Raw genomic sequence first — 25,013 nt, forward strand, 5'->3', positions numbered from 1 at the left:
GGAACAACTTTTGGTTTATTTTCATGAGCCAAAACTTCTAAGTAATGGTAAATATCCATCTCGTCAATTTCTGTCATGGTCCATCCCTGTTTTAAAAGGGCCGCATATATATCATTGAGCTGTTCTATTCCTTTTTCTGCTGAAAGGCTTCCGCTTCCGCTGCCGACAAAAAATCTTCTTCCTCCTTAACTTCCTCATAACCCATAATTTCGCCCATGATTCGCCTTACTTCGTCTGAAACTTCAAAGGACTGTAGGCCTTCTTGAAATTCCTCTAAAGTAAATTGATTATGGAATACACGCACAATGAATTTCATACGATCTTCAAGGCTTTTAAGCACTGCCTTAATACTGTTGGTATTTTTAGCGGCTGCCTCATCTAGCTCCAGAGCTTCATACAAAGTTTTTGTATTTGTACGAGGTGCAATAAACGTTTTATATTTTTCTTCTTTTTCAAACCACAATTTTACCGATATATGTTTTTGAGCCATGTTGACTCCTCCTTTATTTTTCTAGATTTAAAAAGGAAGCACGGAGCTTCCCTTTATACCGTCTTTCCAATGTCTACGCTGGATTTATTATCAGAGCCTGAGTCCGGATTTTTATAAGCATTGCCAAACACTTTTTCATAAAACTTGTCCAAATTGAAATTCGGTGCGTCCTCATCAGCCAATACTTTATAGGCGTTGTCTTGTTCGCGCTCCATAAATTCAGCAGAAAGTTTGACCGTCTGAAAATCTGTCTTTTCTTCTTTTGTTTTCCATTCATCATCCGGCAAAGAAAAACGCCCTTTTACAAGTCCCACATGACGATTCTTACCGTTTGCCTTTGGCCCAAAGAAGGACATAGCAACCCACGGCGGAATTATATTTTTCTTAAATAAATAGAGGCCGTCTGTTTCCTCAATTCCTAACAGTTCGGCCAAGATTTCCATAGGTAAATCTCGCATTTCAAGCTCCAACTTTGTGGAACCTGTTGTGACGGCCATATCAACTAATTTGTTGTCTGCATATTGTTTTTCGGTTGATGTTTCCGTATTAACCTTCGCGTTGATTGCATAGGGATATTCAATAATTTTTGAAGCTACATAAAGACCATTCACCTTTTTTAAAGGCGCAAATCTAACGCCTTCCAACCCGGTAACGGAACTAAATTCAGGCATTCTAAAACCTCCAATTATAGTAAAATATTGGACTCAAACCGGTAGCCTTTCCGGATAAGGCCCTCATCTTTTAAAAAGTCATTGATTAAAATTCCTGTTTGAAAATCTAATCGATTCATGACCCCAACTACTGCAGCCAAAATCTGATCGCAGGAAGAAGCGTTGTATACATCGATTTGATATACAGCACTGTCCTTGATCGGCTTTCCATCAGCCCATTTGGTTGTTCTGTAGTCCAATTCCTGTACGACAATATAAGGCGGTTTGCTTTTGATACCAATCGGTACCGCAAGTTCAAAAATGTTTGCAGGATCAGCCAATAATAAAAGCGCCGGATCAGTTTCCAGCGCTTCAAATACTCTGTTTTTTAGTTGTAATGCTCTCTCTGCCACATTCATAGCTTGTACCCTTTCCTGATAACGGCTACCATCGCTTCAAGCATTCGATCATTTGCACTTTTCATACTCTGCTGAATAAACGGGTTAGCCGGTTGATGGATCGTACCGAACTCCGGTAAGTGGACACGGTATTTTGTATCTTTTGTGGGGCCGACCACTGCATATATCTCACCATCGGGGTCCTTTCTCGTACGATTACCGACTATGATATCTTCATCAATGTGAGGATGGCTCCCCCCAATATTGGAACGGGGAGCATTCTTGTTAATTTCCTTCGCAAGAATCGCGCCGCCGGCTTTCACAGTGGCTTTATTTATTTTTTCGTCCTTTCTTGCAAGTGAAGATAAATATGAATCTAATTCTTTAAAGCCCTGCATTTCCATTTCGATTTTCATTATTCCACCGCCTTTGCCCTGATTGTGGTGAAATTTCTTCGGGAATAGTTCGGAAGAATTGATTCGATCTCATATGATTGGTTCTGAAACAGAATCCGCATATGTTTGTCGATATCCTCTCGGTGTCGGATCGTAAATTTTACTGTATGTTCTTTTTGTACAGCCGCCGCTGCATAGTATTCCCGTCCTTTTAATCCTTCAGCTTTTGCCCAGCATTCAACGATAGTTTCATATTCACCTTCCACAGGGAGACGGCCGCCTTCTTTTTTCTTTTGAAACTTGATTCGATATCGCATGTCATTCAGCATCGGCATCAGTCTCCGGAACTGTGTATTTTAATTGATTGATCAACGTTGTCAAAACTCCATCAAGGTTTGAAGTTGTGCCAGCTATTTCACGGTTTTCATACCAGTGAGTTACAAAAGCCTTTACACACAGGTCCGCGCGAGCTGAATTATTAGGGAATTTCAGGCCAGTTGCGGTCGTAATGTATTCTTTTGCAGATGCAATAAAGCTAAGAATTAAATCATCCTCCAGATCGCCATCGATCCGGAGGAATTTTTTTGCTTCTTCAAGCTCTTTTTGTTCGGTTTCAGTCATTTGACAGCACCATCTTATGAAAAATGCGTGATAACGAGGCTCTTAATGCTCACATCAGCATCTCCGCTGTTTGTGAGCATGATACGCGGTGATGAAGAGAGAACATCTACCTTTTTAAGACCCCGATCATTGTTTTCAAGTGTCAAAACGTCTTCATATTCTTTAATTGTGAAATTGCTTGTTCCAGGAATAATATAAGTGAGCTTGACTGTAAGGTTGCCCTTTTCATTAGTATAAATGCCGATCCCTAGGCCGCTCCCTTTGGCGTCTAAATTCAAATAAACCGATTCTCCAGCTTTTACAGTTGTATTTTCAAGGTAGGTTTCTGAAATAACCCGGGGAGGAATGAGGCCTCCAGCCATGCCTGCAAGAAAAACATCTGTAATAGGTTCACCTTGTCCATTGTCTCTTGAGGAAGTAAATATTCCGTCATCTTCGTTCAGATATTGTTTTGTCATTTTTCATCATCCTTTACTATTTTTTATTTTCCTACGTCAACTGATTTATCTTCTGTGTCGCCAGTACTTGGAGTTTCATTGTCGGGAACAGCGTCTTTAATAGATGTAAATTCCGCGTAAACCACCGCATCCGTGTCCCAAAGTACAACGTCCTCACGTTCAATGATTCGCACATCTGTAGAGTTACGGTAGAATGCTTTACCACCGACATTTGTCGTTAAAATGGAATACTGCTGGCGGTCAAACAGTTTAACGGCTTCTTTAAGGTCTCCGATGATCAACGGATGTTTTGGAGTTTTTGTGCCGCTGCTCGGCAAATATTTATCAGAAATCACAGAAACCGGCTTTCCAAACAACAACTTTTTCGTCGGGTCTGTATGATTCGGCTGAAGTAGGTAGCGGCCGAACGCGTCTTTCAGTTTATCCAACATATTAAAGCCGGATTGGTTTGTGACAACTTTAGTTGTCGCATTAATAGCTGGATCGAGTTTGACATTAAGAATGTCTTTAATGTCGTCCTGTTTTGAAACCGTTGTTTTTGCAAGGGTTCCTAATTGATTAAGAATCAACGTATTGCGGGTTACGGCTGATTTTTTCGCCAACCAAGTCGTTAGATACTGCAAGAGCGCTTCCTTTGTATCTGCAAGCAAATCGTTTGAAAGAACCAAAATCCCGGCATAGTCTTTGATGTTATATTTAATGTTTTCAAATTTAGGGTTCTCTAACTCTTCAATATTTTCTAATTCCTCAAGATTTGCCAACGGGGTGATATCTGATAATTTTTCAAGAACCCGTGAACCTTTGTTTGTTGATACCGGAATGACATCGACGAGATTTGCCAGGGTATCAAATTGGCGACGTTTTTCATTAATTTTCGTGGAGATATCCTGCGGTACAATAAGCCCACCATCCTCATCCACACCTTCTTTCATCGCGGCAAGAGGCTGCGGTACTTTGCCTGTTCTAAGAGCGTGAGCAAAAAGTTGAACATGATTCTTCACTTCTGTTTCAGCGATATCATCCGTTGCCTGTTGCGGTGTCTTTGTCTCTGGATCATGCTGCGGCTCTTCTTGTGCATATGAAACCTGCATGTTTCGTAAATCCTCATATGTTTGAATTTGATCTTTAATTTGTTGAGCCTCAGCAAGCAGTTTTTTGGCTTCGTCCATTTTCCCTTCATCGGTCAGCGCTTCAATTTTTGTACGTTTTTCCGCCAAGGTCTGGCGCAATTCTCGTTCTTTTTTGGACATCCCGCCCCCGGCAAAAAATTGAATATCAAGTCTCAATAACTTTTTCTGTTTCAAATGCTTGTCCTCCTTAAAAATGGCATAAAAAAAGAACCCTTAAAGATTTAAGAGTTCAAGTTTCATATTGATCTTTTGTTTTAATAATTCATCCGGTTTAGTTTCTTCAGCCGGACTTCCAGCAGCGGATTGAGCAACAATTTTGCCTGGAACATGTTTAAAATGTGCCAGTACCTGATGATCAATGCAGGCTGCTACATCCTTTGATTCTGAAACCATATCGATCAAGCCATAATTTAAAGCTTCATCGGCGGTGAGCCAGGTTTCCTCATCCAGAAGCTGGCGTAAAGTCCCGTCGTCCAGTTTGTCTCCTGCTTTCGCAAGATATGTGGAAACGATACTTTCAGTAATTTTGTCCAGATCATCGGCAGCCTTCCGGAATTCCGCGGCATTCCCGACCATCCCCATGTATGGGTTGTGAATCATCATCATGGCGTTACTTGGCATGGTAATTTTATCGCCGGCCATTGCAATGACAGAAGCAATACTTCCAGCCAGTGCATCCACATAGACATTGATTTTTGCCTTGTGACGCTGAAGCATCGAATGAATAGCCTGCCCCTCAAAAACATCCCCACCAGGCGAATTGATGTACAAATCAATAAAGCTCACATCACCTAAACTTTTCAATTCAGACTGAAAGGCTTTAGATGAACTTTCACTGAACCAGCCTTCGCCAGTTATCGAACCGTAAAGCGTGATTTCAGCGGACGAATCATCCAGAACCTTCATGTTCCAATACTTGTTTTTCTTCTTCTGTTCCGTTGCCATCACCCCCTTTCAGGCGATTTGAAGACCGTTTGACCTTGCTAAGTTGATACTCTTTCATAATTGAAAGGGGAACAAGGTTTAAGTTTCCATAATGCTCATCGCCGATCTCCCCGATACCTGTCATGTCCTCTTTTTGAAGAATAGTATTGACGCTAAAGGCGCCTACGCTTTGCATCGTTTTATAAAATTCAGCACGTGATTTACTATCCCCACGCAGCTCTGATTCCAGGTTAAATTTAAAGTAATAGCCAGCTCCCCGCTGCTTCTCTGTCAAAACCTTATCGTTTAACTCTTGTTCAATATTTGTGACGATTGGCTGTAAAGTGGTTTTGACATAATCTAAGGATTGTTGCTCTATATTTGAAAATGTCGCCCGATCAAGTTCCCCTATTTTATGAGGTGGCACCTTGTAAATCGATGCAATCTGTTGGCGGTTCCATTTCATTGACTCAATAAACTGTGCATCTTTCATGGGCATTGTTACTTGTGAATAATCAAGTCCGGCGTCTAAAACTGCAATAGACTGCCCCGCATTCACCCGCTCCCAATCTTCCCTAAGAATTTGTTTACTTTTTCGGTCTAAAAGGGTCGGCGCTTTTACAACGCCAAACGGTGCGCCGCCATTCTTGTAAAATTTCGCGTTAAACTTTGTGGCAGCTCTATTTGACCCTATATTGTCCCGAATAACTGAAATCGGGGTTTGACCTACAAATCCGTCAAGAGACAGGTTTTTAAAATGCAGTACCTCTTCGTAAAAAAATTCACGGTACTTGCCGTCAAGTGTGGTTGAATACCATACCCGGCCGTTATTTGGATCAATATTCGTATTTGTCGCTTCAGGATCTAATGGTCTGATCCCAGCCACATTCCCGTCTTTATCAAAAAGCAAAAGATTATAGCTGTTTCCCCATGTGCAAAGTCTCGTAACCAACAACCGTTTCCACACAAAGCTTGTCATGTAGTCATTGACTTTGTTCAGAATAATGTCGCTTACTTCATTTTGAATCTGTTGTATGTTTCCGTTTTGATTCTGAAAAAGTTTAATCGGTAGTTTCGCAATATCATCAGCCAAAACAATCACGCAAGCATATACATCCGGATGCAAAACGGCCGTTTTTGTTGATACTCTTTCACCAGATGAACTCTCTGTCCCAGCAAAAATATTTCTAAACCAATTGGCCGGATGGAGAAGGGATCCGCTATCCTCTTCAGCAATTTCATTTTTTATTCCGCTCTTTAAACTGCTTAATAGCATCTATTTCCCTCCCTCATCCTTATTTTTTTGACGAACAAATCCTGCCAAGCTGGCAAGAGAAAATAAAAAAACACCGGTTGCAATTAAACCCGCGTTTACGTTCATCCGATATATGGCTATTGAAATGAATACCATGCCTGCGATGAGCAAGATATCCTCTAAAATCAACTGCAAGAATCTTAAAAACTTCAGCATTCCCACCCCCTACAGGCTGAACGATCCGGATTGTATATAAGCGTTTAAGTCAACGGCCGTATCAATTTGAGATGCCCGCACGTGTGCATTGATAAGCGCAGCCGCCGGGTCAATCCGTTGTGTTGACTTTGACTTGTCCAGCATTATGTTTTCTTGGGCATCTACTTTTGTAACGGCATTCCCCATGGCCCATGTCAGCAGATCATTTTTATTGTGAATGATCTTTTTCGCTTTTACTTTTTCACGGAAGTCTTTCGTTGGTTCAGATAATGTGGCAACACCCTGCCGAATTTCAATCATGACATATCCGTCCGCCTCCATCTGTTGGGCAAATTGAGTAGCATTATACGGATCGTAACCAATTTCTTTGATTCGCCACCCTTTCTCTTTCTCCATTTTTTTAATGTAGGTTCTGATATAGTCATAATCGACAACAGCGCCATCGGTGACGGTTAACCAATTCTTTTTCCTCCACAAATCATAAGGTACATTATCTGTCTTCATGCGCTCATAAAATGTATCTTCTGGCATAAAACCGTGACTCTCTACAGCAAAGCTCCCGTTATCCAACGGAAAAATAAAGGATACAGCTGTCAGGTCAATTCGTTTTGATAAGTCAATCCCAACATAACACTCGCGGCCGGTTAGATTAGGGAATTGATCAGATCCGCAATCTTTCCAGGCCTGCATATCCATATAGCCGTTTTCGCGCATATTGACCCAGATATTCATATTTTTAGTGAGGAAATTACGCATTTTTTCAGGAACCGCGAGAGCTACTTCAAGCTCGCCGCGCAAATACTCTAACCCGTGTTCATTAGCAGCCACAATAGGGTTTGCTTTTATCCAGTTACGCTCATCCTTGATGTCATCGCCCTTATCCAGTTCATTGATCATCACAAAATACTGTTCATTGGTTTCTACTTTGTTTGGGTCTAAAATCCGAGAGACGTAATCATATTCCACCCGGTAAGCTGGATTGTTTAACTCAAAGCCAGCAGTCGTGATAATAATCATCAATGGCTGGTTTCTTGCTCCCATTCCAGAAGCAAGGACGTCATAAATTTCGGATGTTTTATGCGCGTGATATTCGTCAATAATGCCACATTGAGGGTTGAAACCGTCCCCTGTTTTACCAGCATCCTTAGATAAAGCTTTGATAATTGAATTTGTTTTTGGGTGCTCAATGGTACTGTATGCAATCCTGTATTTTTGCTCCGGTTTGTTTAAAAGTTCGCACCCTTCTATCTGGGCTTTTATCTCCTTCCAACATATTTGAGCCTGTTCAGTTTTTGTGGCTCCAATGTATACCTCTGACATGTTTTCACCGCTTGCCATAGCCTCATATGAAGCGACACAGGCCAAACTCTGAGTTTTTGCATTTTTACGGCCAACCTGCCAATACACTTTCCTGAAACGGCGGAATCCCGTATCTTTGTGAACCCATCCGTAAACATTACCGAAAATAAAAATCTGTATTGGTTCAGGTACAATATTTTGTCCTTGTAACGGCCCCTTGGTATGTTTAAATTGAGTCATCCAAAAGAGAAAACGTCGAGCCTTCTCGTCATCGAATACGTAGGGAAATTCTCTTGTCCCTTCCCTTTTGATGTCTTTTAAGAATCGCTCACAAGCCCAAATATGCTTTTGACACGCAACAATCTCGCCCGATACCACATCGCGCGAGTAGTCAATCATAAACTGTTTAATTGTATTCATACATTATTGAACTCCTTTTCCGCTGCTGTTTTTTCGCGTTCTTCTTGGGTCTTGGTAATCGCGAGCTTGGCACGTGCAGACGGTGTGAGTCCGAAATCATTAGCAGCCGATTTCATTTGATCATAGAAGTTTTTCTGCCGTTTCAGGAGGGGATGTTCTTCTCCAATCAACTTGACCGGCTCCCCGTTTTCACCTTGACCCTCTGTATGAATCATGATGCCGTCTTCTTCAATAATTTTGGTAATAGAGATGTACTGAGAATAGGCGTTACAATAGGCGGCTAACATGCTGATATCCGCCTCCGTCATAATTTCCACCTCAGATAATAAAGCAGCAATCCGCTTAAATTCTTTTTTAGCCACCTTATCCAGCCAGGTAGGCGGTTTGATATTTTCAGAGCGCATTTTCAACTTTTTTTCATGTTTGGCCCTGGCTGCAAGCTCTTTCGTATTCTTTTTATTTGGATTGCCCTGTATTAATTGAAGGGCTGCGGATTTTGCAGGTCTCGGCATGTTTTCTCACCTCATTTCTTTAAAAGAATTGCAATTTTGTGCTTGTTTTTTCTCAGTCTCATGCTATGATGAAAGCAACAACAAAACCAGTCATATCAAGCCCTCTCGGCGAATTTGCCGGGAGGGTTCTTTTTGTTTTCGGGAACTTTGAAAAGCGGTGTTTGTTTGCAGAAGAGGGGGCGCCGTTCCCGCGGCGGTTGCTTTCCAAAGATTTTCATAGGGGGGTATCCCTACTTGATCGGCTCACTCCGGTTGCCGTGAACCTTGTTATGGCAAGCATTGCAAAGACTTTCGAGATTAGAAAGGTCTAAACGCTTGGACCAGTCCTGTTTTACTTCCACAATATGATGGACCATGTCGGCCGGCGTGAATCGATGTTCTCTCAAGCATCGCTGGCAAAGACGATTGTCTCGAAGCAAAACAAGTTCTCTTGTTCGTTTCCATTCAGTTGATTTATAAAAACTTGTTATTGTTTTGTTTCTTGAATGTTTGTTGTAATGTTTCGTTTCCTCCTGCTTGACGTGCTTATGGTCAGGGCAGTAGCCCTCTCGGGTAAGAGCCTTACACCCGTGGGCCTTACACTCCCTTAATGGCTTAGGCGGCATTATAATCCTCCTTCAGTGCCAAACACTTATTGGTTCAGCTCTTCATTTGCTTGCTCTACTAAAGGCTGCATAAGTAGACCTATACGCTCTTTTAAATTGAAATACTCTGTCAAAAGGCGCTCGGATTTCTTTAGCCTCTTGGCTTTCGCATATTGGTTCTTTACACCTCTAATACGCTTTTGTAGGACTCTAATTTGTGGGGTAGTCACAGAAAACACGGCCCTATGCTGGCAGGCGGGGCATTGAACATACCCAATTTCAACGCCATTCTCCCTTTTCTCCTCCCGCAATAAAACCCCGTGAACCTCGCCGCAATGCTCGCATTTTGATTCCATCTGATTCATCTCCTGAAAATAAAAAAGTCCCACTGATAATTACGGGGGACTTTTAAATAGTTTATTTTTAACATTTCATGTATTTTGGCTTTTCTTTTCCAATTGTTCTAATTGCTCTAAAATTTTTTCATCATTTAATGCTTCAAGCAATTGACGATGTTTTTTTCCTTTCGAATCTATATAAGTATTTCCTTGTTTAACAGCTCGTCTAATCGAATATTTCATTTTAATAAATTTAAAAGGATTTAAAAAAGGGTTAATAGGTCGAACAGGTTTATCAAATTCTATGAGATGTTGATTGTTAATTTTTTTATTCGATTTCAGCTTTACATAGTAATATCCACCAGAAAAATCTTGTGAAATTATAAAACCAGATAATTCTCTCAAATTTACCTTCGCTGTATTAAAGATAATACGTATTACTCTCTCTTCATCAGTTGCAATTGTAACCTCAGGTTTTGATAAAAAACTAGTTGTTTTAAACAAACCTTCTTTAAATTCAAGAACCAAAAAAGTCTTCACAGCTATACCTTTTCCGTAATTCTTAATATTGCATTCAAAAATTGGGTCTTTACCTCTTGACCAGATATGTTTTATTTTTTTCACTACAATTCTTGGTGTGTTAGTAGCAAGATATGTTTTTCTTGCATATAACACCGTACAAAGTGAAAGTAAAACCAAAGCAAAGTTTTTAGATTCACTAAGAATGAAGTTTTTTACCTCACCTAGAATAGATTCAAACAAAACACCAATAAACCTCCCTTCTTTTTTGCAACACGTTATTATCAAGGAAAATGATAGAACACATTACGAATTTTGTCGAACAATTAAAAATATATTCTTTCTAAACCGGACCCACACTCAGAGGCTCTCATTAGCCGCCAATCGTTTATTCTGAGATTTACTGGACCCGGTTTACAGAGAACATAAAAAAGCACCCTTCATTTGGGTGCTATATATGATGCACTGTAAACTATACAGACATTGTTTAATCCCACTAGTTACAACATGGTTTACCACAATGAGTATGAGAGTGTGTAACAGGATCGTAACTAGAATAAGTGTGTGGATATTGATGCACATGCTGGAAATGCTTATGATGCACATTTGTTATATGCTGCGGATGAATATGCGGCACAATTGTTTTTGAAAAAGTATGAGTTTGACAACAATTAGTCGGGTGTACAATTGGCGACATCACATTTGGTTTGCAATGAAACATGACTAAGCTCCCCTTTCATTCATTTATCATATTCATTATCAAACTATGATAAACAGTGTATACATGTACCATTACAATCACCCATATTTGTCCGATCACGTACTATCCACAGCCTAAAACCAAAAAAAGTATCCTCAAAATTTTTTTAAGGATACTTAAACTGAAAGGAGAGAAGTAAATATATTTATTATTATGATTTCGATCCATATTTGCAGCTTGTCTATTCGAATTCATTCAAAAAAACAAGAAGCATCCTTCAGGATACCTCTTGAAAAAAGGGGTAATTCTCGATGTATTTTATTTTATGCAATAAATCACAAAAAATAAACTTGTCTACTCGCTTAATACCATAATACTCGATCTAAACAAAAACAGAGTGCCAACGTTGCGCCAAAATTGTGCCAAAATCATTTTGCTGTCATGCCTCTGCTTTGTCTCCTCTGCAAATTCTCTTTTAATTCGCCCCATGTCAAATTCATGACCTGATGATCAGCAAGTTTCAATTCCTTTTTTAAACCTGAATAAAGCTTGTACTGGCTGCCTGAAAGCTGAATTTTTCTAATAGAATCCATTTCTTTTTCAGTTAAGAAGTCAGACATATTTGATTGGCTCCTTTGTTTTTTTCTACATTATACCATGCAAAAGTTTTTATTTATCCACATTATCCACGAATTAACCATATCTTATATTGTGTCCAATTCACATAATCGCTGAACCCTTTGTCCTGCATAGTTTTAAGCCATTTTGTCAAAATGAGTTGGACACTTTCTCGTTATGGTTAGTTCGTTAAAATAGGTAGAAAAAGACTCATCCGTTTTGAAGACAGATGAGCTTATAAGCTGAATGCGTCCATTGTTTGATCCATTGTGTCTTGAGTGATCCCGATATATCGAAGCGTGACGTCAGGGCTGGAATGGTTGAATATCTCTTGCAGCAGAGCCACATCTTTAAATTTTTTATAATGCCAGTAACCAAACGTTTTCCTCATGGTGTGGGTACCGATACCATCAAGCCCGACGTATTCCGCCGCCTCTTTCAATATGTTGTATGCCGTGCTTCTGCTGATTGGTTTGTTAAGCCCTTCACGGCTCTTAAACAAAAATTCCTGGTCATCCTTGTCTTTAATGTAATCAGCCAGGGCTTTTTTTAGGGCCTTATTTATTTTGATCCGTTTCTGCTTGCCGGTTTTCTTCTCGCGTAAATCGATGTACATTCGTTTGGCGTCGCGGACTCTTAAACGAAGTAAATCGGATATACGCAAGCCTGAGTTTATACCGGTGACGAAAAGCAGATAGTTTCTTTCACTCCGTTCTCTCAGGAATTTCTTTATATAATAAATCTGGTCCATATCCCGGATAGGCTGCACAAAATTCATTATGAAGCACTTCCCTTCACATACACTTCTTCTTTCAATGCAAAAGCCAGATTGTAAAAAGCGCGCGATTTTATCCGGAAGTATGTGCGCGGGCTTAACCCGATTTCGTTGTAAACCTCATAATCAAAACGGTGATCCTGTGACATATACCTCATGATGATGATCTGCCGTTCATTGGCCGGCAATCGATTCACAGCCTTTTGAATTTTTAAAAGAAAGGCATGTCGTTCCTGTTCCATTTCAATTCTTTTGATGGCCGTATCCTCGGTAGATGAATGAAACGCGTTTGTATTTGACGGCGGGACGAGATTAAATCCTGCCGTAACCTTTGGCAGCAGATCATCCGGGACTTGCAAGAGAACCACCCTGTAATTGTCCAGTATGGCTTCAATTTTCTTTTTCGTCGCTTCTCTATCGATTTCGGGTAATTGAAACAGCATAGTTTATTCCTCCTTTTATTTTCGCTTATAAGCGCCGCCTTTGCCTCGTTTAAGAATCTGCTTGTTTTGCCCCATAATCTCTCGCCAAAAACGCTCAGAGTACTCCTGCGCTTTTTCACGGAGTTTTCTTTTAGTAGGTTTCATGTCTATTTCTCCTTTCGCTAGACTGCAGCCGGGACAAATAAAAAACGGACACCAAACCAACAGCGTAAAAGCTGTAAGTTCAGTGTCCGCAGGTATTCCATCTAGGACATATTCAGTTATTTTTCTTCCCAACTGCTATAATCATGCCAAAGCCCCGTCAATTATTAGCCAATCATTTTCTCTTTTGTTAAAGTCTCTCACAAGCTTGTCGACACTTAGTTCAGGCTTATTTTTTAAAGCTAAATCCCCAACGCATCCAAGCGCATATTGTCGACTGACTTCTTTGATGCTATCTTTTAATGTTCCATCATCATCGGCGACCACTTCAACATATACCTCCAACGCCTTCTTCTCCTCCTCTGCCGCAAGCAACGCGTAATATGGTTCATGGATTTCATAGTATTTCATCGTTTATTCCCCTTTCTTTATTTCCGTCCGCCGACGGTTTTCATCAAATTGTCTTGCAGCCAGAACATGAGGTATAATCTGCCGTTCTCCCCATACTTTCGATCAAAAATATCAATGGCTTGCTGCAAAACAGCCTTGTAATCCTGTTTCATAGCGTTTCCCCCTTCCTGGCGCCGACCAATCATATTTTTTCGGTTGCAAAATAAAACACACTATAAAAATCAACTTTAAAAGGCTTTTTGCAACTTTCGCATTTCATTTCAAACTCTCCGGCCTCATCGCCAACCTCTAAATAATCGTGAATGTTTAATATTTTCCATTTGCAGTGAGGGCATTCTATTACATCTGCCATGTGGTTAATCATTCCGCCGTCTCCCCCCTCTGCTCTTCCCTTATGTGGTAAACAACTTCCCCTGCTTCTTGTTTAACGACTTCTTCCGCATGGCGGAAAGTCCAGGTATCCCTAAGAGACTTCGCATAATCAGAATCACTAAAGTTGATCAGATCAAGTAACTTGATAAGAGCATTTCTTGATTTATTTTGAAGTCCGTCTTCTGTGAATTTTTTAAGCATGTATATCTCCTTCCCGGCTCCGGCCGCTGTTTTAATTAGTGATTGGCTCATACACCATATTCAGTATTTCGTTATACCAATATTCGTTATCAAAATCTGTTGATAAATGAGTTGCTACTGGTTCTTCTGATAACGGTTCATATACAAAGAAGTGCCCGTTTGTTGTGTTATAAGCAATTTGTCTAGGCATGCCGTCATTACTTTCGACTTGACCATACATATCTCTTAAATAAATCCAATCGCTTCCCGTTTTATCAAACTTTTCTGTATCGACTACCCATCCTTGCATTTTTGCCTTTAATACAACATCATCTAGTTTTTTATTACCACCGAATTTTTTCATCCTTCATTCTCCTTGCGGCGCCCGTCGCGCCTATAAATTTTAATTTATCAACTGCGGCAGGATAACAATTGCAAAGAACAGCCCGACAACCCCAAGCATCGGCAGCAGGAAGGGCTGTTTCGGTACATAGGCAACGTTGCCCTTAATCGCCAGCCCTTCAGTGCGCTCTATAATTGATCTCACGTAATCCGGGTGAAGTTCGTACTTCTCTGCCAGCTCTTCAATGGTCATCATATTGTCCCGCTGTGCCTTGATTGTGTGAAGAAAAGTAGATTGCAAAAGTGTCATTCCGCCGCCTCCCATTTATTCCGCTCTTTCATGACGTTGTATTGCGCTTCGGTCAGGTCGATATGAACAGACTCATAATGTTCTTTGATGTCCATAGCATCTACCCAATCTAAAAACTGCAGCATATGAAAAAAGCTATCTACGTCATCATCTGTCGGCCTTTCTTTGTCTTTTCTCACCAAACATAAGGCGTCCTCTATGTTTGTAACGTCCAAGTTTTCATCTGACCAGTCGCCGCAATCTGGCCCATCACACAAATACCTTTTTTCTTTGCCTTTCGCTTTAAATGCTATCACTGGAATTGTTTTCATTATTTGATTTCCTCCTTTTTGACAATCTCAAGTAGATAAATTATCTCGGGTTCGCCCGTATTACGTTCTGAACGGCCTTTTTACCTCTCTCGTAGTCTCGTTTTGCTGCTTCTTCATCTTTGTAAAACTCCATTTCGTTCCAGACTGTGTCGAATACTGCATATTTAAAGCCGCTCATCCCTATACCTCCTGAATGGATTTTTTGATAGATCGCAACGCTTGATCTGCGATTTTTTTGACGTCCACTTTCCGGTAACAATCCCTTTCGTCGGTATCGCACAACGGAATTTTTATATTCATGTTTGCTTGCTCATAGGTTTTATAAGTCCCTGTTTTTCGGTTACACATAGCACATGGCTTTCTGTCCGTTGAAGAAGTATGCCATACTTTCATTTCGCATCACCGCTCGTCTGTTCCCAATGGATGACAACATCGTTTGAATAAATCCGTAAGAAATCCCCTGAATCAAAGCGGACCTCAAAACCGCCCTCGTTATGTGAAAAAGTATTCCGATTATCTACAATATTTGTGACAGTCGCCATCCTTGTGAAGCCTGGCGGCTTATATTTTTGACCAAGCATATAAGTTTCAGAATTAAAGGTTATTGACTTTGCTTTAAACATTCCGTTCCTCCTCCGCAGGGGAAAGCCCCTGCAAATTAATTGAATTTGTGTGATGATTCAAGATTAATCCGTGAAAATTCACCTTTAAATGTTTCGATGATCGTTCTGCCGTGTTCCGGGGCCTGTGCTTCATAAGCCTTTCCATTTAGGCCATCTAAAACAATGACAGTGACCTTCCCGTCTTGAATTTTGCTTAATAAATCTTGTTTGTCTTTGATTTCTTTAGGACTGTTCACCAGCCGCACCCCCGTGTTAAAATAAAAATGTCGAGTTTTTATTTCCGGGGCTTTTAATAGCTCTGGTTTTTTTATGCAAAGATTTCATCCGTCTGCCTGAGCATGGCCAGGTTATAAAGCTTTTCAATTTCTTCATCACTTTTGCTTTTAAGCGACTCCTTCCCGTATCTTTCAATCAAATTGATCCATTCGATTTTTTCCATTCGCTCTTGTTCTGTCATAAAGATTTCACCTCTTTAAAAGATTTTTCAAAGCGGCATTTTTGTAACGCTTTGGACAATGTTCAAACCTGATAATCACTAAAAGCTGCTGTAAGGATGCTTTTTCAAACGATAATCTTGAACCGCCTTTTTTCTTGTTCAGATGCTTCCTCACCTAAAAGTCCCCCATTTCGTGGCTGAATCATTCCCTTGTTTCCCTGATCAATGACGAGAAATAATAATTCTTCTATTTCTCTTTTGAAGGATTTTGCGATTTTGATAATGGACTGACCCCGATTCCACAAATCTTTAAACTTATAAAGCTCCTGCTCATACCAAATAAAATTATTTTCAAGGAACGGGATATAAACAGGGCTTTCACAGAATAGCTGTCTTACTCCGTTCTTTTTAGTAGTCATCCTTTGGGGACCGATCCATATTCTCGGATTCGCGGCTATACCGTAAGGCCTGTGAGGCAGAATCCTTCTTTTTGCAAGGTCCACAATCAGAATCAAAAGCTCGTCCGGTTTTCTTCTCAGAAGATCGGCAGCGTCATATAACGATTTGCCGTCATACCAGTAATCTATCAATTTACAAAGCTGGACATATGACCATTCATAATTCAAGTTATCCAGGGCAATTTCTAAACGATCAGTGCGGACAGCCATTTTCACGCCCAACACTCCCGCACGGTCCCGGTATGACGGTGAACAACTACTAATCTTTTTTCATGCTGTAGATTCTTTGATATAAGCCAGTTCTCAGGGTTTAAACCGTTCTTTTTGATGATTTTCTTTTGCGCGCGTGTTGGCCGCTTTCCGTGTTTCATGCTTTATCCCTCCGTACATTTGACCAATAGGCCAGTAGATTTTCGAGCTTTGTTTCAAGCTCCTTCAATCCTTGTTTAAGTTCCTCTGGTGTTTTGTTGGTTTCAAGATGCCCCCACACCCCAGGCATGATCGGTTTTAATTCCTTACCATCCACTTGTCGCCACCTCCAAACGATTATCTGGTCCTTGAATTTTAATGACTTTGGCGCCGGTTAAAGAGCGTGAAACAATTCGCCCGCCGTGCTGCCCATACTTATTTTTTAAATCCTGGCTGTTGTAGTTGGTTGTGATGATCGTCGGCGCGTGTTCCCGTGATTCCACAATAGACAGCATCAGATCAGCACCCCAGGATTCCTCGCCGCCTTTGTCCTTTTTGACATACTCCGCGCCCAAATCATCAATGACGAGAAAATCCGCTTTTTCAATGTTTTGCAAAATGCCTTCCTCTGTTTCTTTTGATCGTTCGCCGTAAGCGTTTCGTATCCGGCGCAGCAGCATTTTCGTATTGATGAATGCCACCTTTTTACCGAGAGATTTTATATGCATGGCAGCGCTGTGGGCTAAATGGCTTTTGCCGACTCCGTAAGACCCCTGTAGCATGAGAGAATCAAAGCCCTCCCATTGTCCAAAATTCTCCGCATACCATTTGATTTTAGAAAAGGCGGCAATTTGTGATTCCGTAGCAGTTTTTAAAGGGTAATTTTCGAATGTTTTATCTCTTGTGTCCGGCGGGATTAGACTGTTATTCCAGAAGAAAGCTTCCGCCTCGGATTGCCGCTTGAACTCATTCATTTCTTTTTCAAGCCCTTTGTTATCACAGGTCAAACAATGGCTGATTTCTTTTTCTCCCTTGCGGTAAATAGGAACTTCAGTCCCGCAATCAGGGCATATGCGCGTGCCGATCTTCTCGGGAATAAAATGAGCCAGGCTTTTAAACTTAGGGCTAATCGTTTTAAAAGAGGCCCGAGTATTGGTCTTCTGTTCTTGGATCAATGCGGCTTCCCCCTTTTGGCTTTTGATTACGATAGTTCTCAAACTTAGTACCGAACAGCGTTTCAGGTCTTAAATACTTGTCCAGATCAGTACCGCGCCATTCTTCGCATTTGACTAGAATGACATGTTTGAAATCATCAAATCTAAAACCTTCGTTCCATCGCGCCTTTATTAAGGTCTTGGTTTTTGGTGTAGTATGACGGTACTTTGTTCCAGCGACTTTGTTTAAAAGGTCAATGATTAGTTTGTAAGGAATTTCATCGGTATCTTTTTTAGAAGCTGCATCGTCGGGCTTGCCGGACAATATATTATTTTCTTTATCTATATCTTTATCTAATTCTTTATCTATATCTGTACCGTCACGTGACGTCACGCTAACGTCACTTTCGTTTTGTGGAGAAGAAAGCTGCAATTGCTTTTTTCTTTCTCTGTATCTCTTGTTTCGTTCGGCGTTGAGTTTTCGCACCCGGTCCATGCCTTCGACATTTTGATGCTTTTCCCAGTTCAAAATACTAATGAAATTGTGTTCATCTATCTCAATCATGCCGAACCGCTGAAATGTCTGTAAGGCCATTCTTACGATCGGTAACGGCCGATTGAAAATCGTCGCCAGCATTTCATCCGTATACGGGATATTTTGACTCAGGTAGATATAGCCTGAGGCATTCGTTTTACCGGCCTGTGCCAGCAACTTGACCCATATAATTAAAATGGTGTCGGCCTCCGGCATCTGCTCGATCAGTTTAATTTTCTCGTCTTCAAACATCTGGGTACTTAGCTTAATCCACTTAACCTCAGCCATTTGCTTTCAGCCCTTCCGACTTAGTCAAAGGCCAAACTGATTTTTTTCCGTTCACGATCACAGAGCCGAAAACATTGTTTTTGCATTCACCTTTAATGATTGCTCCGCCCTGCTGTTTTAGTTTGTTCAAAGCCTGATTGTGTGTCTTGACAGATTCACTGATTACAGCATGAATTTGGTTATGTAGCCATACATAGCTGACAAAAAACATGCTTGTCCCTCCTTTTTGGTATAATGTTCCTATCATCTAAGATAGGAGTGTATTCATTTGGAGATCTCAACAATTCTTTCAATATTTGCAGTAGTCATTTCCTTATTTACATTGGCTGTTCACTTACTAAAATACTTCTCTACTTTTCCGAAACTAGAAATAAATGTGTTAGATGCTTTTTTATTTAAAGTCATCAAAGGTAACGACCGCTATGGGAAACCTTACAGATTAATACTTGAACTTAGTCTCGTGAATAAAAGTGAACAACCTATATCCATTTACGAATACCAATTTACCTCTTCAGAATTTGAGAACCCTGTCTTTTACAAAGGACATCATAGACCGGGAGAAAAATATATTATTTCTCAAATTGGTGATGAAGAAGCATCAATTGAAATAGCTGAGTTTAAAAATTTAAAACCACCTGTAAATTTGAGCCCTTACTCTTCTGAATATGGACTAATAATCTTTTTAACCATTCCTTACTTGAGTAATACAACGAACGAAATTGATGGAGAATTAACAATTAAAACATCAAGAAAAGACTATACAATTCCTGTAAAAGCGAGAAGAAGCGATTTTATAAAAGCGACAGAATTAATGCTGTAACAGACAGAATGACACAAATGATGCTAAGGATTATTCCAATTAAATGAAATTTTCTATCGTTCATAGGATCACCTCCGAACTTTTTCAACCTCTGTTGCAGCAGAGGTTGAGTTATTTTGTTTTCCATTTTATTACCTCCCATGAGTGTCCAGTTTTATCGACTTCCTTTCCCCGCCTTTGGGGAATCCGCGGCACTTATGCCGATTGACTTCCGTTAAAAATCGGTCTCCATCCTTCAATGAAGCTCATCGCTTCTTCAAAGTCTTTTTGCAGAATGTTCGGATAGGCATTGACTCTGTACGCATCTTTTAGGTTCTTCCATAATGCTGCATAAACTCTTCTGGTCGTTTCATAGAATGTTTTGTCGACCTTATTTTCATTCCAGAGCTTATGCACACGTTTGTTCACTGCGTTCCTCATAGCTTGCTGCTGAGAGTAATCGAGCGTTAATTTTTTATCAAGATCATGCCGAAGTTGCTTTATGTCTTCTTTCATTTCGCCAACATCTTCGTTGAGCTGGATGGTTAGTTTCATATTAGCGATAATGCTTTCTTTTGCGTTCATCGCTTTTGGTTGCTGCTGTTTCTGGATGTATTCTTTCATCCTCTTAAATTCTTGAATGAATTTAATTTTGGTTTGAACAGCTTCTTTCGTGTTGTAACCGAACACAACCAATGTGAATGCCTCTTCGGTTAGGTCATATTTTGGATATTGTTTACCACGTACTTCATAATTTGACGGCGCAAAATTGCGCTGTGAAAACTCTTCACCTGCATAGTCCATTTGAATACGGATATCTCTCAAAACGTCTTTATGCTGTTTATCAAACGTTTCAGCGATTATCAAACTGTCTGTGACAGCAATATTTTCTTTATTGAAAACTAATTGGTTTTCCATTGGTAAGACCTCCAATTTTCACTTGTTAAAAATATCAGCAAAGTGCTTATCTAAGAAGTCAGCCATCTTCGTTGCTTGAAAGCTCCATGTTTGCCCTTTGCATTTTGGATAAAATACAAACCCGCCATTTTCAGTATCAAGCAGCCTACGGAAACGGCTTGGATACAAGATATTTTCTTTTATCCACTCGCTCTTTTTTGCTATCTTCTCTTCCAAGTCTTTCATGCTCCAGTAAACGCCCTTTAGTTCATTCGCTTTTAATTCCTCCAATTCCACTTTATGAACAAGAACCATATTTTCCGGAACTGGAATACTCAAGCTAACATTGAGTTGTTGCACTTTGATTCCTCCCTTATCAAAGTTTATAAGGTTTCTTTTTAGAAACCCCAGGATATAAAAAATAATCATCTGCACTAATATTGAAATTTCTACACAATACTCTTAATTCGTCTAAAGAGAAATCTCCACCCGTTCCATTTAAATTCTGATTTAATGCAGATACTGATTTACCTAGCATTTCAGCCACTTCTCTTTGATGGATATTGTTTTCAACAAGGAAAGCTTTGAACTTAGAATACGGCGTGTGTCTACGTTTGATGTCTTTCACAGCTTTTCACCTTCTTTTTGTGGTTTCGTTTTTGAAACTTAACTTCAGTATAGCACCTTAGGTTTCAAAGTCAATAACATTTTGTTAGAAATTCATAAAAAAGTTGCGAAATAGAAACCAATAGGTTAGAATTTAGTCATATCTAAAATATAATCGGAGGAAAAAAAGATGGGTAAAGGAATAGGAAAAAAAATAAGAGAGCTGAGAGATAAGGAAAAACTTTCGCAATCCGAACTAGCCGAAAGAATGAACAAAAAATTTAAAACTAATTTAAATAAAGGGATGATTTCAAAATGGGAAAACGAGTTAGGTGACCCTAGCCTTGAATCTGCTCGTTACCTTGCTTTATTTTTTAATGTTTCTCTTGATTATTTAATTGGTCATGAAGTTAAACAAGAACCTATCACAATTGCAGCACACCATGATGATGAAGATTGGACAGAAGAAGAACTTAAGGACATAGAAAAATTTAAAGCCTATGTAAGATCAATTAGAAATAAGGAGAAGTGATTAATGTACGAGGCTCTTCTTAATGAATGCAACAGAGAGAGAATCATTGTAGAAGAAAAATTTATAAAAGGGTCAATAAAGGGCCTCTATTCAAATAATGTGATATGGATTAACAAAAGGCTAAGAAATCAGGCTGAAAAAAGCTGTATTTTAGCTGAAGAACTAGGACACCACCATACTACCTTCGGAGACATATTGGATCAATCTGATCTTCCCAAGAAAAAACAAGAATTAAGGGCACGCTGGTGGGCTTATGAACGGCTTGTTCCCCTAAATAAAATAGTACAAGCACAAAGAGAAGGAATAACAAACCGGTTTGAACTTGCTGAATATCTTGGGGTTACAGAGGATTTTCTTCAAAATGCTCTTGAGCGTTATAAAGAGAAGTATGGAATTTACACTTTCGTTAATGGATACCGCTTATTTTTTGACCCCCTTCGTGTTGGATAAGGAGAGAAAGTTTTATGGCAAGTTTCCAAAAGAGAGGAAAGACATGGCAGTATTGTGTAAGTGCAAAACCGAAACCAATCCGTAAAGGCGGATTTGCAACAAAAAAAGAAGCTATGATAGCTGCTGCTGAGGTTGAGGCTAAATTAAGCAAAGGCGACAATTCCACTGTTAAAAAAGCAATTCCATTTGATGAATACTTTGAAAAATGGGTAAATCTCTATAGATCACACTTAAAAGGTCCTACGCTATCACATTACGGCTACACCCTACAAGAAATTAGAGACTATTTCGGGAGTAAGCCGATACAGGAAATAAAGCGGCATGATTATCAGGAATTTTTGAATAATTATGGATCGACAAAAGGACAAGAAAGCGTTGAAAAACTACATTCGCACATTAAAGCCTGTGTTGAGGATGCCATTGAAGAAGGCATTATAAAAATAAACTTTACACGAAAAGCTGTAAAGACATGGACTGTCCCAGCCAAAAAAGATGAAGAAAAATATTTGAATTATTCAGATTCAATAAGACTAACCAGGGAATTATATAAAAGATTAGACAGCGGCCTGGGCTATTACCTTTTATTATTAGGATTAACCTCAGGCCTTCGCTTCGGGGAGTTGGTCGGCCTCACAAGAAAAGATTTTAATTTTTTTAATAACACAATTACTGTCAATAAGACATGGGGCTATGCGAAAAGGCATCAATCAGGATTCGGACCAACTAAGAATGAACAATCAAACCGAGTAATAAAAATGGACAAGCATACAATGATGGCTTTTCGCAATTTATTCGAAAAAACGCCAAACAATATCCATGGACTCGTTTTTTACAGTCCCTCATCAAAATATAAAATCATCAGCAATACAAATGTAAATAAGCTACTTAAAAAAGTTTTAACTGAATTGAATATTCAACCGATTACAGTTCATGGATTAAGGCACACTCATGCAAGCGTGCTGCTTTATCGAAAGGTGTCAATTTATTATGTAAGTGCAAGGTTAGGACACGCTGATATAGAAACCACCTCAAGCACATATGCTCACTTAATTAAAGAGCTTCGGGAAAGAGATGAAAATGAGACTGTAAACATTTTTGAGGAAATGGCTATCGAGGAAGCTGAAATTGCATAGGAAATTGAGGAGGTGCTTGTGCAAAATTTGTGCAAAAAAGTTTCAAAACGTACCGTTTTCTATCCAGTTCTTATAAAACACAAAACGCCCATAAATGTTGATATATCAACGTTTATGAGCGTTTCGAAAAATCTTATCGGCTCTTAAAAAGAGCTAAGGATACCGGTGGTCGGGGTCGAACCGACACTCCCGAAGGAACACGATTTTGAGTCGTGCGCGTCTGCCAATTCCGCCACACCGGCATGTGTGTGATCAATGGTGCCGAGGGCCGGACTTGAACCGGCACGGTAGTCACCTACCGCAGGATTTTAAGTCCTGTGTGTCTGCCAATTCCACCACCCCGGCACGAGGCAAATAAGGCGACACCCGGATTCGAACCGGGGATAAAGGTTTTGCAGACCTCTGCCTTACCACTTGGCTATGCCGCCATCATTTTAAGAATTGGAGCGGAAGACGGGATTCGAACCCGCGACCCCCACCTTGGCAAGGTGGTGTTCTACCACTGAACTACTTCCGCATTTTAACTAATATTCATCTTATCATATGCAGGATGATAAAGAAAGATGAAAACTGGGCTAGCTGGATTCGAACCAGCGCATGACGGAGTCAAAGTCCGTTGCCTTACCGCTTGGCTATAGCCCAATATGAAGGGCGATTGATGGGAATCGAACCCACGAGTGCCAGAGCCACAATCTGGTGCGTTAACCACTTCGCCACAACCGCCATAAATTGTGAATTGAAATTGGCAGGGGCAGTAGGAATCGAACCCACACCGGAGGTTTTGGAGACCTCTGTTCTACCGTTAAACTATGCCCCTAAAAACATGGTGGAGGGGGACGGATTCGAACCGCCGAACCCTGAGGGAGCGGATTTACAGTCCGCCGCGTTTAGCCACTTCGCTACCCCTCCAAAACAGTGCCGGCCAGAGGACTTGAACCCCCAACCTACTGATTACAAGTCAGTTGCTCTACCAATTGAGCTAGACCGGCAAATGGTGGCTCGGGACGGAATCGAACCGCCGACACACGGATTTTCAGTCCGTTGCTCTACCAACTGAGCTACCGAGCCTTTATTAAATGGCGGTCCGGACGGGACTCGAACCCGCGACCTCCTGCGTGACAGGCAGGCATTCTAACCAACTGAACTACCGGACCATTTTGGCAATGAATTTAAATTTGGTTGCGGGGGCAGGATTTGAACCTGCGACCTTCGGGTTATGAGCCCGACGAGCTACCGAACTGCTCCACCCCGCGATAATATGATTTTCATAGAAATGGTGGAGGATGACGGGATCGAACCGCCGACCCTCTGCTTGTAAGGCAGATGCTCTCCCAGCTGAGCTAATCCTCCGAAGTACAGGACGTACAAGTGCATGCGTTGCAACAGGACGTTGCGATCTTAGCATGCCTTCCTTTAAAAAGCTTCGGTGTAAACCTGATGCTTTTTAGCGTGCTGTCCAAAAAGAATGGTGACCCGTACGGGATTCGAACCCGTGTTACCGCCGTGAAAGGGCGGTGTCTTAACCACTTGACCAACGGGCCAGATGTATTTAAAGTGGCGGAGAGCAAGGGATTCGAACCCTTGAGACGGCGTTGGCCGCCTACACGATTTCCAATCGTGCTCCTTCGACCACTCGGACAGCTCTCCAATAAATGGCTCCGCAGGCAGGATTCGAACCTGCGACCGATCGGTTAACAGCCGATAGCTCTACCACTGAGCTACTGCGGAATAATGCCTGCCTGGCGATGTCCTACTCTCGCAGGGGGAATCCCCCAACTACCATCGGCGCTGAAGAGCTTAACTTCCGTGTTCGGCATGGGAACGGGTGTGACCTCTTCGCCATCATCACCAGACAATTTAGTGACAAAGATCATTATACTATGTATTTGAAAAAATGCAAGAGCATTTTTCGAGAAATTATTCTCTCAAAACTAGATAACGGTCAGACGATTCACAAAAGTATTTAGGTTAAGCCCTCGATCGATTAGTATCTGTCAGCTCCATGTGTCGCCACACTTCCACCTCAGACCTATCAACCTGATCATCTTTCAGGGATCTTACTTCCTTGCGGAATGGGAAATCTCATCTTGAGGGGGGCTTC

45 protein-coding genes, 16 tRNA genes and 2 rRNA genes are annotated in these 25,013 nt (G+C 40.7%); 4 read left to right on the forward strand and 59 right to left on the reverse strand.

Features of this window, described 5'->3' with window-relative positions; all coding sequences use genetic code 11:
• Positions 1–124 precede the first annotated feature (124 nt).
• The 38 genes from gpG to KI350_RS15745 all read right to left on the reverse strand — a co-directional run bounded on the left by gpG (position 125) and on the right by KI350_RS15745 (position 18,706).
• Complete coding sequence (gene gpG, locus KI350_RS15575; RefSeq protein ID WP_043054229.1) at positions 125–490, reverse strand: phage tail assembly chaperone G; 366 nt, start codon at positions 488–490, stop codon at positions 125–127.
• A 53-nt stretch (positions 491–543) separates the two neighbouring features.
• Positions 544–1,161, reverse strand: coding sequence for a major tail protein (locus KI350_RS15580; RefSeq protein WP_043054228.1), 618 nt, complete (start codon positions 1,159–1,161; stop codon positions 544–546).
• A gap of 14 nt (positions 1,162–1,175) precedes the next feature.
• Positions 1,176–1,559: a tail completion protein gp17 gene (gene gp17 / locus KI350_RS15585; protein WP_043054227.1), complete on the reverse strand. Its 384-nt coding sequence runs from the start codon at positions 1,557–1,559 to the stop codon at positions 1,176–1,178.
• On the reverse strand, positions 1,556–1,954 hold the full coding sequence (locus KI350_RS15590) for an HK97-gp10 family putative phage morphogenesis protein (RefSeq protein ID WP_043054226.1): 399 nt from the start codon (positions 1,952–1,954) through the stop codon (positions 1,556–1,558). The genes gp17 and KI350_RS15590 overlap by 4 nt, the downstream gene beginning before the upstream one ends.
• The gene (locus KI350_RS15595) at positions 1,954–2,262 is read right to left on the reverse strand and encodes a phage head closure protein (RefSeq protein ID WP_043054225.1); all 309 of its coding nucleotides are present in this window, start codon (positions 2,260–2,262) and stop codon (positions 1,954–1,956) included. Before KI350_RS15595 ends, KI350_RS15590 begins: the two co-directional genes overlap by 1 nt.
• Positions 2,252–2,554 (reverse strand): head-tail connector protein, encoded by a 303-nt coding sequence (locus tag KI350_RS15600; RefSeq protein WP_043054224.1) that lies wholly within the window; start codon positions 2,552–2,554, stop codon positions 2,252–2,254. Before KI350_RS15600 ends, KI350_RS15595 begins: the two co-directional genes overlap by 11 nt.
• Before the next feature lie 14 nt (positions 2,555–2,568).
• Positions 2,569–3,012 carry a hypothetical protein gene (locus KI350_RS15605; RefSeq protein ID WP_052500260.1) on the reverse strand — a complete coding sequence of 148 codons (444 nt, stop codon included), beginning with the start codon at positions 3,010–3,012 and terminating at the stop codon, positions 2,569–2,571.
• Positions 3,013–3,035: 23 nt separating this feature from the next.
• The gene (locus tag KI350_RS15610; protein ID WP_043054223.1) at positions 3,036–4,316 is read right to left on the reverse strand and encodes a phage major capsid protein; all 1,281 of its coding nucleotides are present in this window, start codon (positions 4,314–4,316) and stop codon (positions 3,036–3,038) included.
• Positions 4,317–4,355: 39 nt separating this feature from the next.
• Entirely contained in the window at positions 4,356–5,087 is a 732-nt protein-coding gene (locus KI350_RS15615; protein WP_035338281.1) for a head maturation protease, ClpP-related, read from the reverse strand.
• Complete coding sequence (locus tag KI350_RS15620; RefSeq protein ID WP_043054222.1) at positions 5,032–6,342, reverse strand: phage portal protein; 1,311 nt, start codon at positions 6,340–6,342, stop codon at positions 5,032–5,034. Before KI350_RS15620 ends, KI350_RS15615 begins: the two co-directional genes overlap by 56 nt.
• Positions 6,343–6,537 carry a DUF1056 family protein gene (locus KI350_RS15625; RefSeq protein ID WP_016886545.1) on the reverse strand — a complete coding sequence of 65 codons (195 nt, stop codon included), beginning with the start codon at positions 6,535–6,537 and terminating at the stop codon, positions 6,343–6,345.
• A gap of 9 nt (positions 6,538–6,546) precedes the next feature.
• Entirely contained in the window at positions 6,547–8,256 is a 1,710-nt protein-coding gene (locus KI350_RS15630; protein ID WP_043054221.1) for a terminase large subunit, read from the reverse strand.
• Positions 8,253–8,768 carry a phage terminase small subunit P27 family gene (locus KI350_RS15635; protein ID WP_043054220.1) on the reverse strand — a complete coding sequence of 172 codons (516 nt, stop codon included), beginning with the start codon at positions 8,766–8,768 and terminating at the stop codon, positions 8,253–8,255. Before KI350_RS15635 ends, KI350_RS15630 begins: the two co-directional genes overlap by 4 nt.
• 230 nt (positions 8,769–8,998) lie before the next feature.
• The gene (locus KI350_RS15640) at positions 8,999–9,373 is read right to left on the reverse strand and encodes an HNH endonuclease (protein WP_043054219.1); all 375 of its coding nucleotides are present in this window, start codon (positions 9,371–9,373) and stop codon (positions 8,999–9,001) included.
• 26 nt (positions 9,374–9,399) lie between these two features.
• Positions 9,400–9,708 (reverse strand): hypothetical protein, encoded by a 309-nt coding sequence (locus KI350_RS15645; protein ID WP_080624192.1) that lies wholly within the window; start codon positions 9,706–9,708, stop codon positions 9,400–9,402.
• Positions 9,709–9,783: 75 nt separating this feature from the next.
• Complete coding sequence (locus tag KI350_RS15650; RefSeq protein WP_043054218.1) at positions 9,784–10,452, reverse strand: hypothetical protein; 669 nt, start codon at positions 10,450–10,452, stop codon at positions 9,784–9,786.
• 253 nt (positions 10,453–10,705) lie between these two features.
• Positions 10,706–10,930: a spore coat protein CotD gene (gene cotD / locus KI350_RS15655; RefSeq protein ID WP_075213432.1), complete on the reverse strand. Its 225-nt coding sequence runs from the start codon at positions 10,928–10,930 to the stop codon at positions 10,706–10,708.
• Positions 10,931–11,337: 407 nt separating this feature from the next.
• Positions 11,338–11,529 (reverse strand): hypothetical protein, encoded by a 192-nt coding sequence (locus tag KI350_RS15660; RefSeq protein WP_043054217.1) that lies wholly within the window; start codon positions 11,527–11,529, stop codon positions 11,338–11,340.
• A gap of 233 nt (positions 11,530–11,762) precedes the next feature.
• Positions 11,763–12,305: a site-specific integrase gene (locus KI350_RS15665; protein ID WP_043054216.1), complete on the reverse strand. Its 543-nt coding sequence runs from the start codon at positions 12,303–12,305 to the stop codon at positions 11,763–11,765.
• Positions 12,305–12,745 carry an ArpU family phage packaging/lysis transcriptional regulator gene (locus tag KI350_RS15670; protein ID WP_043054215.1) on the reverse strand — a complete coding sequence of 147 codons (441 nt, stop codon included), beginning with the start codon at positions 12,743–12,745 and terminating at the stop codon, positions 12,305–12,307. Before KI350_RS15670 ends, KI350_RS15665 begins: the two co-directional genes overlap by 1 nt.
• 15 nt (positions 12,746–12,760) lie before the next feature.
• Complete coding sequence (locus tag KI350_RS23250; RefSeq protein WP_095325395.1) at positions 12,761–12,889, reverse strand: hypothetical protein; 129 nt, start codon at positions 12,887–12,889, stop codon at positions 12,761–12,763.
• A gap of 141 nt (positions 12,890–13,030) precedes the next feature.
• A complete protein-coding gene (locus KI350_RS15675; protein ID WP_043054214.1) occupies positions 13,031–13,297 on the reverse strand; it encodes a hypothetical protein in 267 nt (88 codons plus the stop codon).
• Positions 13,298–13,314: 17 nt separating this feature from the next.
• Entirely contained in the window at positions 13,315–13,449 is a 135-nt protein-coding gene (locus KI350_RS23255; protein ID WP_256220715.1) for a hypothetical protein, read from the reverse strand.
• Between the two features lie 29 nt (positions 13,450–13,478).
• Positions 13,479–13,661, reverse strand: a complete 183-nt coding sequence (locus KI350_RS15680) for a hypothetical protein (RefSeq protein ID WP_043054213.1) — start codon at positions 13,659–13,661, stop codon at positions 13,479–13,481.
• A complete protein-coding gene (locus KI350_RS15685) occupies positions 13,658–13,870 on the reverse strand; it encodes a hypothetical protein (protein ID WP_043054212.1) in 213 nt (70 codons plus the stop codon). The genes KI350_RS15680 and KI350_RS15685 overlap by 4 nt, the downstream gene beginning before the upstream one ends.
• 31 nt (positions 13,871–13,901) lie before the next feature.
• Positions 13,902–14,213 (reverse strand): hypothetical protein, encoded by a 312-nt coding sequence (locus KI350_RS15690; RefSeq protein WP_043054211.1) that lies wholly within the window; start codon positions 14,211–14,213, stop codon positions 13,902–13,904.
• Positions 14,214–14,252: 39 nt separating this feature from the next.
• Positions 14,253–14,501: a hypothetical protein gene (locus KI350_RS15695; RefSeq protein ID WP_043054210.1), complete on the reverse strand. Its 249-nt coding sequence runs from the start codon at positions 14,499–14,501 to the stop codon at positions 14,253–14,255.
• Positions 14,498–14,812, reverse strand: coding sequence for a hypothetical protein (locus KI350_RS15700; RefSeq protein ID WP_043054209.1), 315 nt, complete (start codon positions 14,810–14,812; stop codon positions 14,498–14,500). The genes KI350_RS15695 and KI350_RS15700 overlap by 4 nt, the downstream gene beginning before the upstream one ends.
• Positions 14,813–14,852: 40 nt before the next feature.
• Positions 14,853–14,990 carry a hypothetical protein gene (locus tag KI350_RS15705; protein WP_155392280.1) on the reverse strand — a complete coding sequence of 46 codons (138 nt, stop codon included), beginning with the start codon at positions 14,988–14,990 and terminating at the stop codon, positions 14,853–14,855.
• 211 nt (positions 14,991–15,201) lie between these two features.
• Positions 15,202–15,435 (reverse strand): hypothetical protein, encoded by a 234-nt coding sequence (locus KI350_RS15710; protein WP_043054207.1) that lies wholly within the window; start codon positions 15,433–15,435, stop codon positions 15,202–15,204.
• A gap of 35 nt (positions 15,436–15,470) precedes the next feature.
• A complete protein-coding gene (locus KI350_RS15715) occupies positions 15,471–15,671 on the reverse strand; it encodes an XtrA/YqaO family protein (RefSeq protein ID WP_043054206.1) in 201 nt (66 codons plus the stop codon).
• Positions 15,672–15,742: 71 nt separating this feature from the next.
• A complete protein-coding gene (locus KI350_RS15720; protein ID WP_113742868.1) occupies positions 15,743–15,892 on the reverse strand; it encodes a BH0509 family protein in 150 nt (49 codons plus the stop codon).
• A 104-nt stretch (positions 15,893–15,996) separates the two neighbouring features.
• On the reverse strand, positions 15,997–16,539 hold the full coding sequence (locus tag KI350_RS15725; RefSeq protein ID WP_043054564.1) for a hypothetical protein: 543 nt from the start codon (positions 16,537–16,539) through the stop codon (positions 15,997–15,999).
• A gap of 2 nt (positions 16,540–16,541) precedes the next feature.
• Positions 16,542–16,700 (reverse strand): DUF6906 family protein, encoded by a 159-nt coding sequence (locus KI350_RS23425; protein WP_161513247.1) that lies wholly within the window; start codon positions 16,698–16,700, stop codon positions 16,542–16,544.
• Positions 16,697–16,855: a hypothetical protein gene (locus tag KI350_RS15730; RefSeq protein ID WP_155392279.1), complete on the reverse strand. Its 159-nt coding sequence runs from the start codon at positions 16,853–16,855 to the stop codon at positions 16,697–16,699. The genes KI350_RS23425 and KI350_RS15730 overlap by 4 nt, the downstream gene beginning before the upstream one ends.
• Positions 16,845–17,693, reverse strand: a complete 849-nt coding sequence (locus KI350_RS15735; RefSeq protein WP_043054205.1) for an ATP-binding protein — start codon at positions 17,691–17,693, stop codon at positions 16,845–16,847. The genes KI350_RS15730 and KI350_RS15735 overlap by 11 nt, the downstream gene beginning before the upstream one ends.
• Complete coding sequence (locus tag KI350_RS15740; RefSeq protein WP_043054204.1) at positions 17,653–18,495, reverse strand: phage replisome organizer N-terminal domain-containing protein; 843 nt, start codon at positions 18,493–18,495, stop codon at positions 17,653–17,655. The genes KI350_RS15735 and KI350_RS15740 overlap by 41 nt, the downstream gene beginning before the upstream one ends.
• Positions 18,488–18,706, reverse strand: a complete 219-nt coding sequence (locus tag KI350_RS15745; protein WP_043054203.1) for a hypothetical protein — start codon at positions 18,704–18,706, stop codon at positions 18,488–18,490. The genes KI350_RS15740 and KI350_RS15745 overlap by 8 nt, the downstream gene beginning before the upstream one ends.
• A 57-nt stretch (positions 18,707–18,763) precedes the next feature.
• On the opposite strand from KI350_RS15745, the gene KI350_RS15750 reads away from it, so the two are divergent.
• Positions 18,764–19,315 carry a hypothetical protein gene (locus KI350_RS15750; protein ID WP_043054202.1) on the forward strand — a complete coding sequence of 184 codons (552 nt, stop codon included), beginning with the start codon at positions 18,764–18,766 and terminating at the stop codon, positions 19,313–19,315.
• 195 nt (positions 19,316–19,510) lie between these two features.
• On the opposite strand, the gene KI350_RS15755 is transcribed toward KI350_RS15750, so the two are convergent.
• From KI350_RS15755 to KI350_RS15765, 3 genes are read right to left on the reverse strand one after another with little or no spacing between them, the layout of a single operon-like run.
• Entirely contained in the window at positions 19,511–20,212 is a 702-nt protein-coding gene (locus KI350_RS15755; RefSeq protein WP_043054201.1) for a Rha family transcriptional regulator, read from the reverse strand.
• A gap of 18 nt (positions 20,213–20,230) precedes the next feature.
• Positions 20,231–20,551: a DUF771 domain-containing protein gene (locus KI350_RS15760; RefSeq protein ID WP_043054200.1), complete on the reverse strand. Its 321-nt coding sequence runs from the start codon at positions 20,549–20,551 to the stop codon at positions 20,231–20,233.
• Positions 20,552–20,567: 16 nt separating this feature from the next.
• Positions 20,568–20,819 (reverse strand): helix-turn-helix domain-containing protein, encoded by a 252-nt coding sequence (locus KI350_RS15765; RefSeq protein WP_052500258.1) that lies wholly within the window; start codon positions 20,817–20,819, stop codon positions 20,568–20,570.
• 168 nt (positions 20,820–20,987) lie between these two features.
• On the opposite strand from KI350_RS15765, the gene KI350_RS15770 reads away from it, so the two are divergent.
• Genes KI350_RS15770 through KI350_RS15780 form a run of 3 tightly spaced genes read left to right on the forward strand, consistent with a single transcriptional unit; the run spans position 20,988 to position 22,912 of the window.
• Positions 20,988–21,329 carry a helix-turn-helix domain-containing protein gene (locus KI350_RS15770; protein ID WP_043054199.1) on the forward strand — a complete coding sequence of 114 codons (342 nt, stop codon included), beginning with the start codon at positions 20,988–20,990 and terminating at the stop codon, positions 21,327–21,329.
• Positions 21,330–21,332: 3 nt separating this feature from the next.
• Positions 21,333–21,779 carry an ImmA/IrrE family metallo-endopeptidase gene (locus KI350_RS15775; protein WP_043054198.1) on the forward strand — a complete coding sequence of 149 codons (447 nt, stop codon included), beginning with the start codon at positions 21,333–21,335 and terminating at the stop codon, positions 21,777–21,779.
• A 14-nt stretch (positions 21,780–21,793) separates the two neighbouring features.
• Complete coding sequence (locus KI350_RS15780; protein ID WP_043054197.1) at positions 21,794–22,912, forward strand: tyrosine-type recombinase/integrase; 1,119 nt, start codon at positions 21,794–21,796, stop codon at positions 22,910–22,912.
• A gap of 160 nt (positions 22,913–23,072) precedes the next feature.
• Here KI350_RS15780 and KI350_RS15785 read toward each other — a convergent pair.
• The 18 genes from KI350_RS15785 to KI350_RS15870 all read right to left on the reverse strand — a co-directional run.
• A tRNA-Leu gene (locus tag KI350_RS15785) sits at positions 23,073–23,154 on the reverse strand.
• Between the two features lie 14 nt (positions 23,155–23,168).
• Positions 23,169–23,257, reverse strand: a tRNA-Leu gene (locus KI350_RS15790).
• Positions 23,258–23,269: 12 nt separating this feature from the next.
• A tRNA-Cys gene (locus tag KI350_RS15795) sits at positions 23,270–23,340 on the reverse strand.
• 14 nt (positions 23,341–23,354) lie between these two features.
• Positions 23,355–23,429: transfer RNA gene (locus tag KI350_RS15800), tRNA-Gly, on the reverse strand.
• Positions 23,430–23,482: 53 nt separating this feature from the next.
• Positions 23,483–23,554: transfer RNA gene (locus KI350_RS15805), tRNA-Gln, on the reverse strand.
• 8 nt (positions 23,555–23,562) lie between these two features.
• Positions 23,563–23,635: transfer RNA gene (locus KI350_RS15810), tRNA-His, on the reverse strand.
• A 20-nt stretch (positions 23,636–23,655) separates the two neighbouring features.
• Positions 23,656–23,729: transfer RNA gene (locus KI350_RS15815), tRNA-Trp, on the reverse strand.
• A gap of 7 nt (positions 23,730–23,736) precedes the next feature.
• Positions 23,737–23,821 (reverse strand) — tRNA-Tyr (locus KI350_RS15820).
• A gap of 7 nt (positions 23,822–23,828) precedes the next feature.
• Positions 23,829–23,901, reverse strand: a tRNA-Thr gene (locus KI350_RS15825).
• Positions 23,902–23,904: 3 nt separating this feature from the next.
• Positions 23,905–23,980: transfer RNA gene (locus KI350_RS15830), tRNA-Phe, on the reverse strand.
• A 9-nt stretch (positions 23,981–23,989) separates the two neighbouring features.
• Positions 23,990–24,066 (reverse strand) — tRNA-Asp (locus KI350_RS15835).
• A gap of 22 nt (positions 24,067–24,088) precedes the next feature.
• Positions 24,089–24,165 (reverse strand) — tRNA-Met (locus KI350_RS15840).
• Positions 24,166–24,186: 21 nt separating this feature from the next.
• Positions 24,187–24,262, reverse strand: a tRNA-Val gene (locus tag KI350_RS15845).
• Between the two features lie 116 nt (positions 24,263–24,378).
• Positions 24,379–24,453 (reverse strand) — tRNA-Glu (locus KI350_RS15850).
• A gap of 14 nt (positions 24,454–24,467) precedes the next feature.
• Positions 24,468–24,559 (reverse strand) — tRNA-Ser (locus KI350_RS15855).
• Positions 24,560–24,565: 6 nt separating this feature from the next.
• Positions 24,566–24,640, reverse strand: a tRNA-Asn gene (locus KI350_RS15860).
• A gap of 9 nt (positions 24,641–24,649) precedes the next feature.
• A 5S ribosomal RNA gene (gene rrf / locus KI350_RS15865) occupies positions 24,650–24,765 on the reverse strand.
• Between the two features lie 111 nt (positions 24,766–24,876).
• Positions 24,877–25,013: ribosomal RNA gene (locus KI350_RS15870) — 23S ribosomal RNA — on the reverse strand; the annotation flags it as partial.

Origin of the sequence: Bacillus sp. J41TS8 (genome assembly GCF_018333035.1) — a bacterium.
Classification (GTDB): Bacteria; Bacillota; Bacilli; order Bacillales; family Bacillaceae; genus Bacillus; species Bacillus paralicheniformis.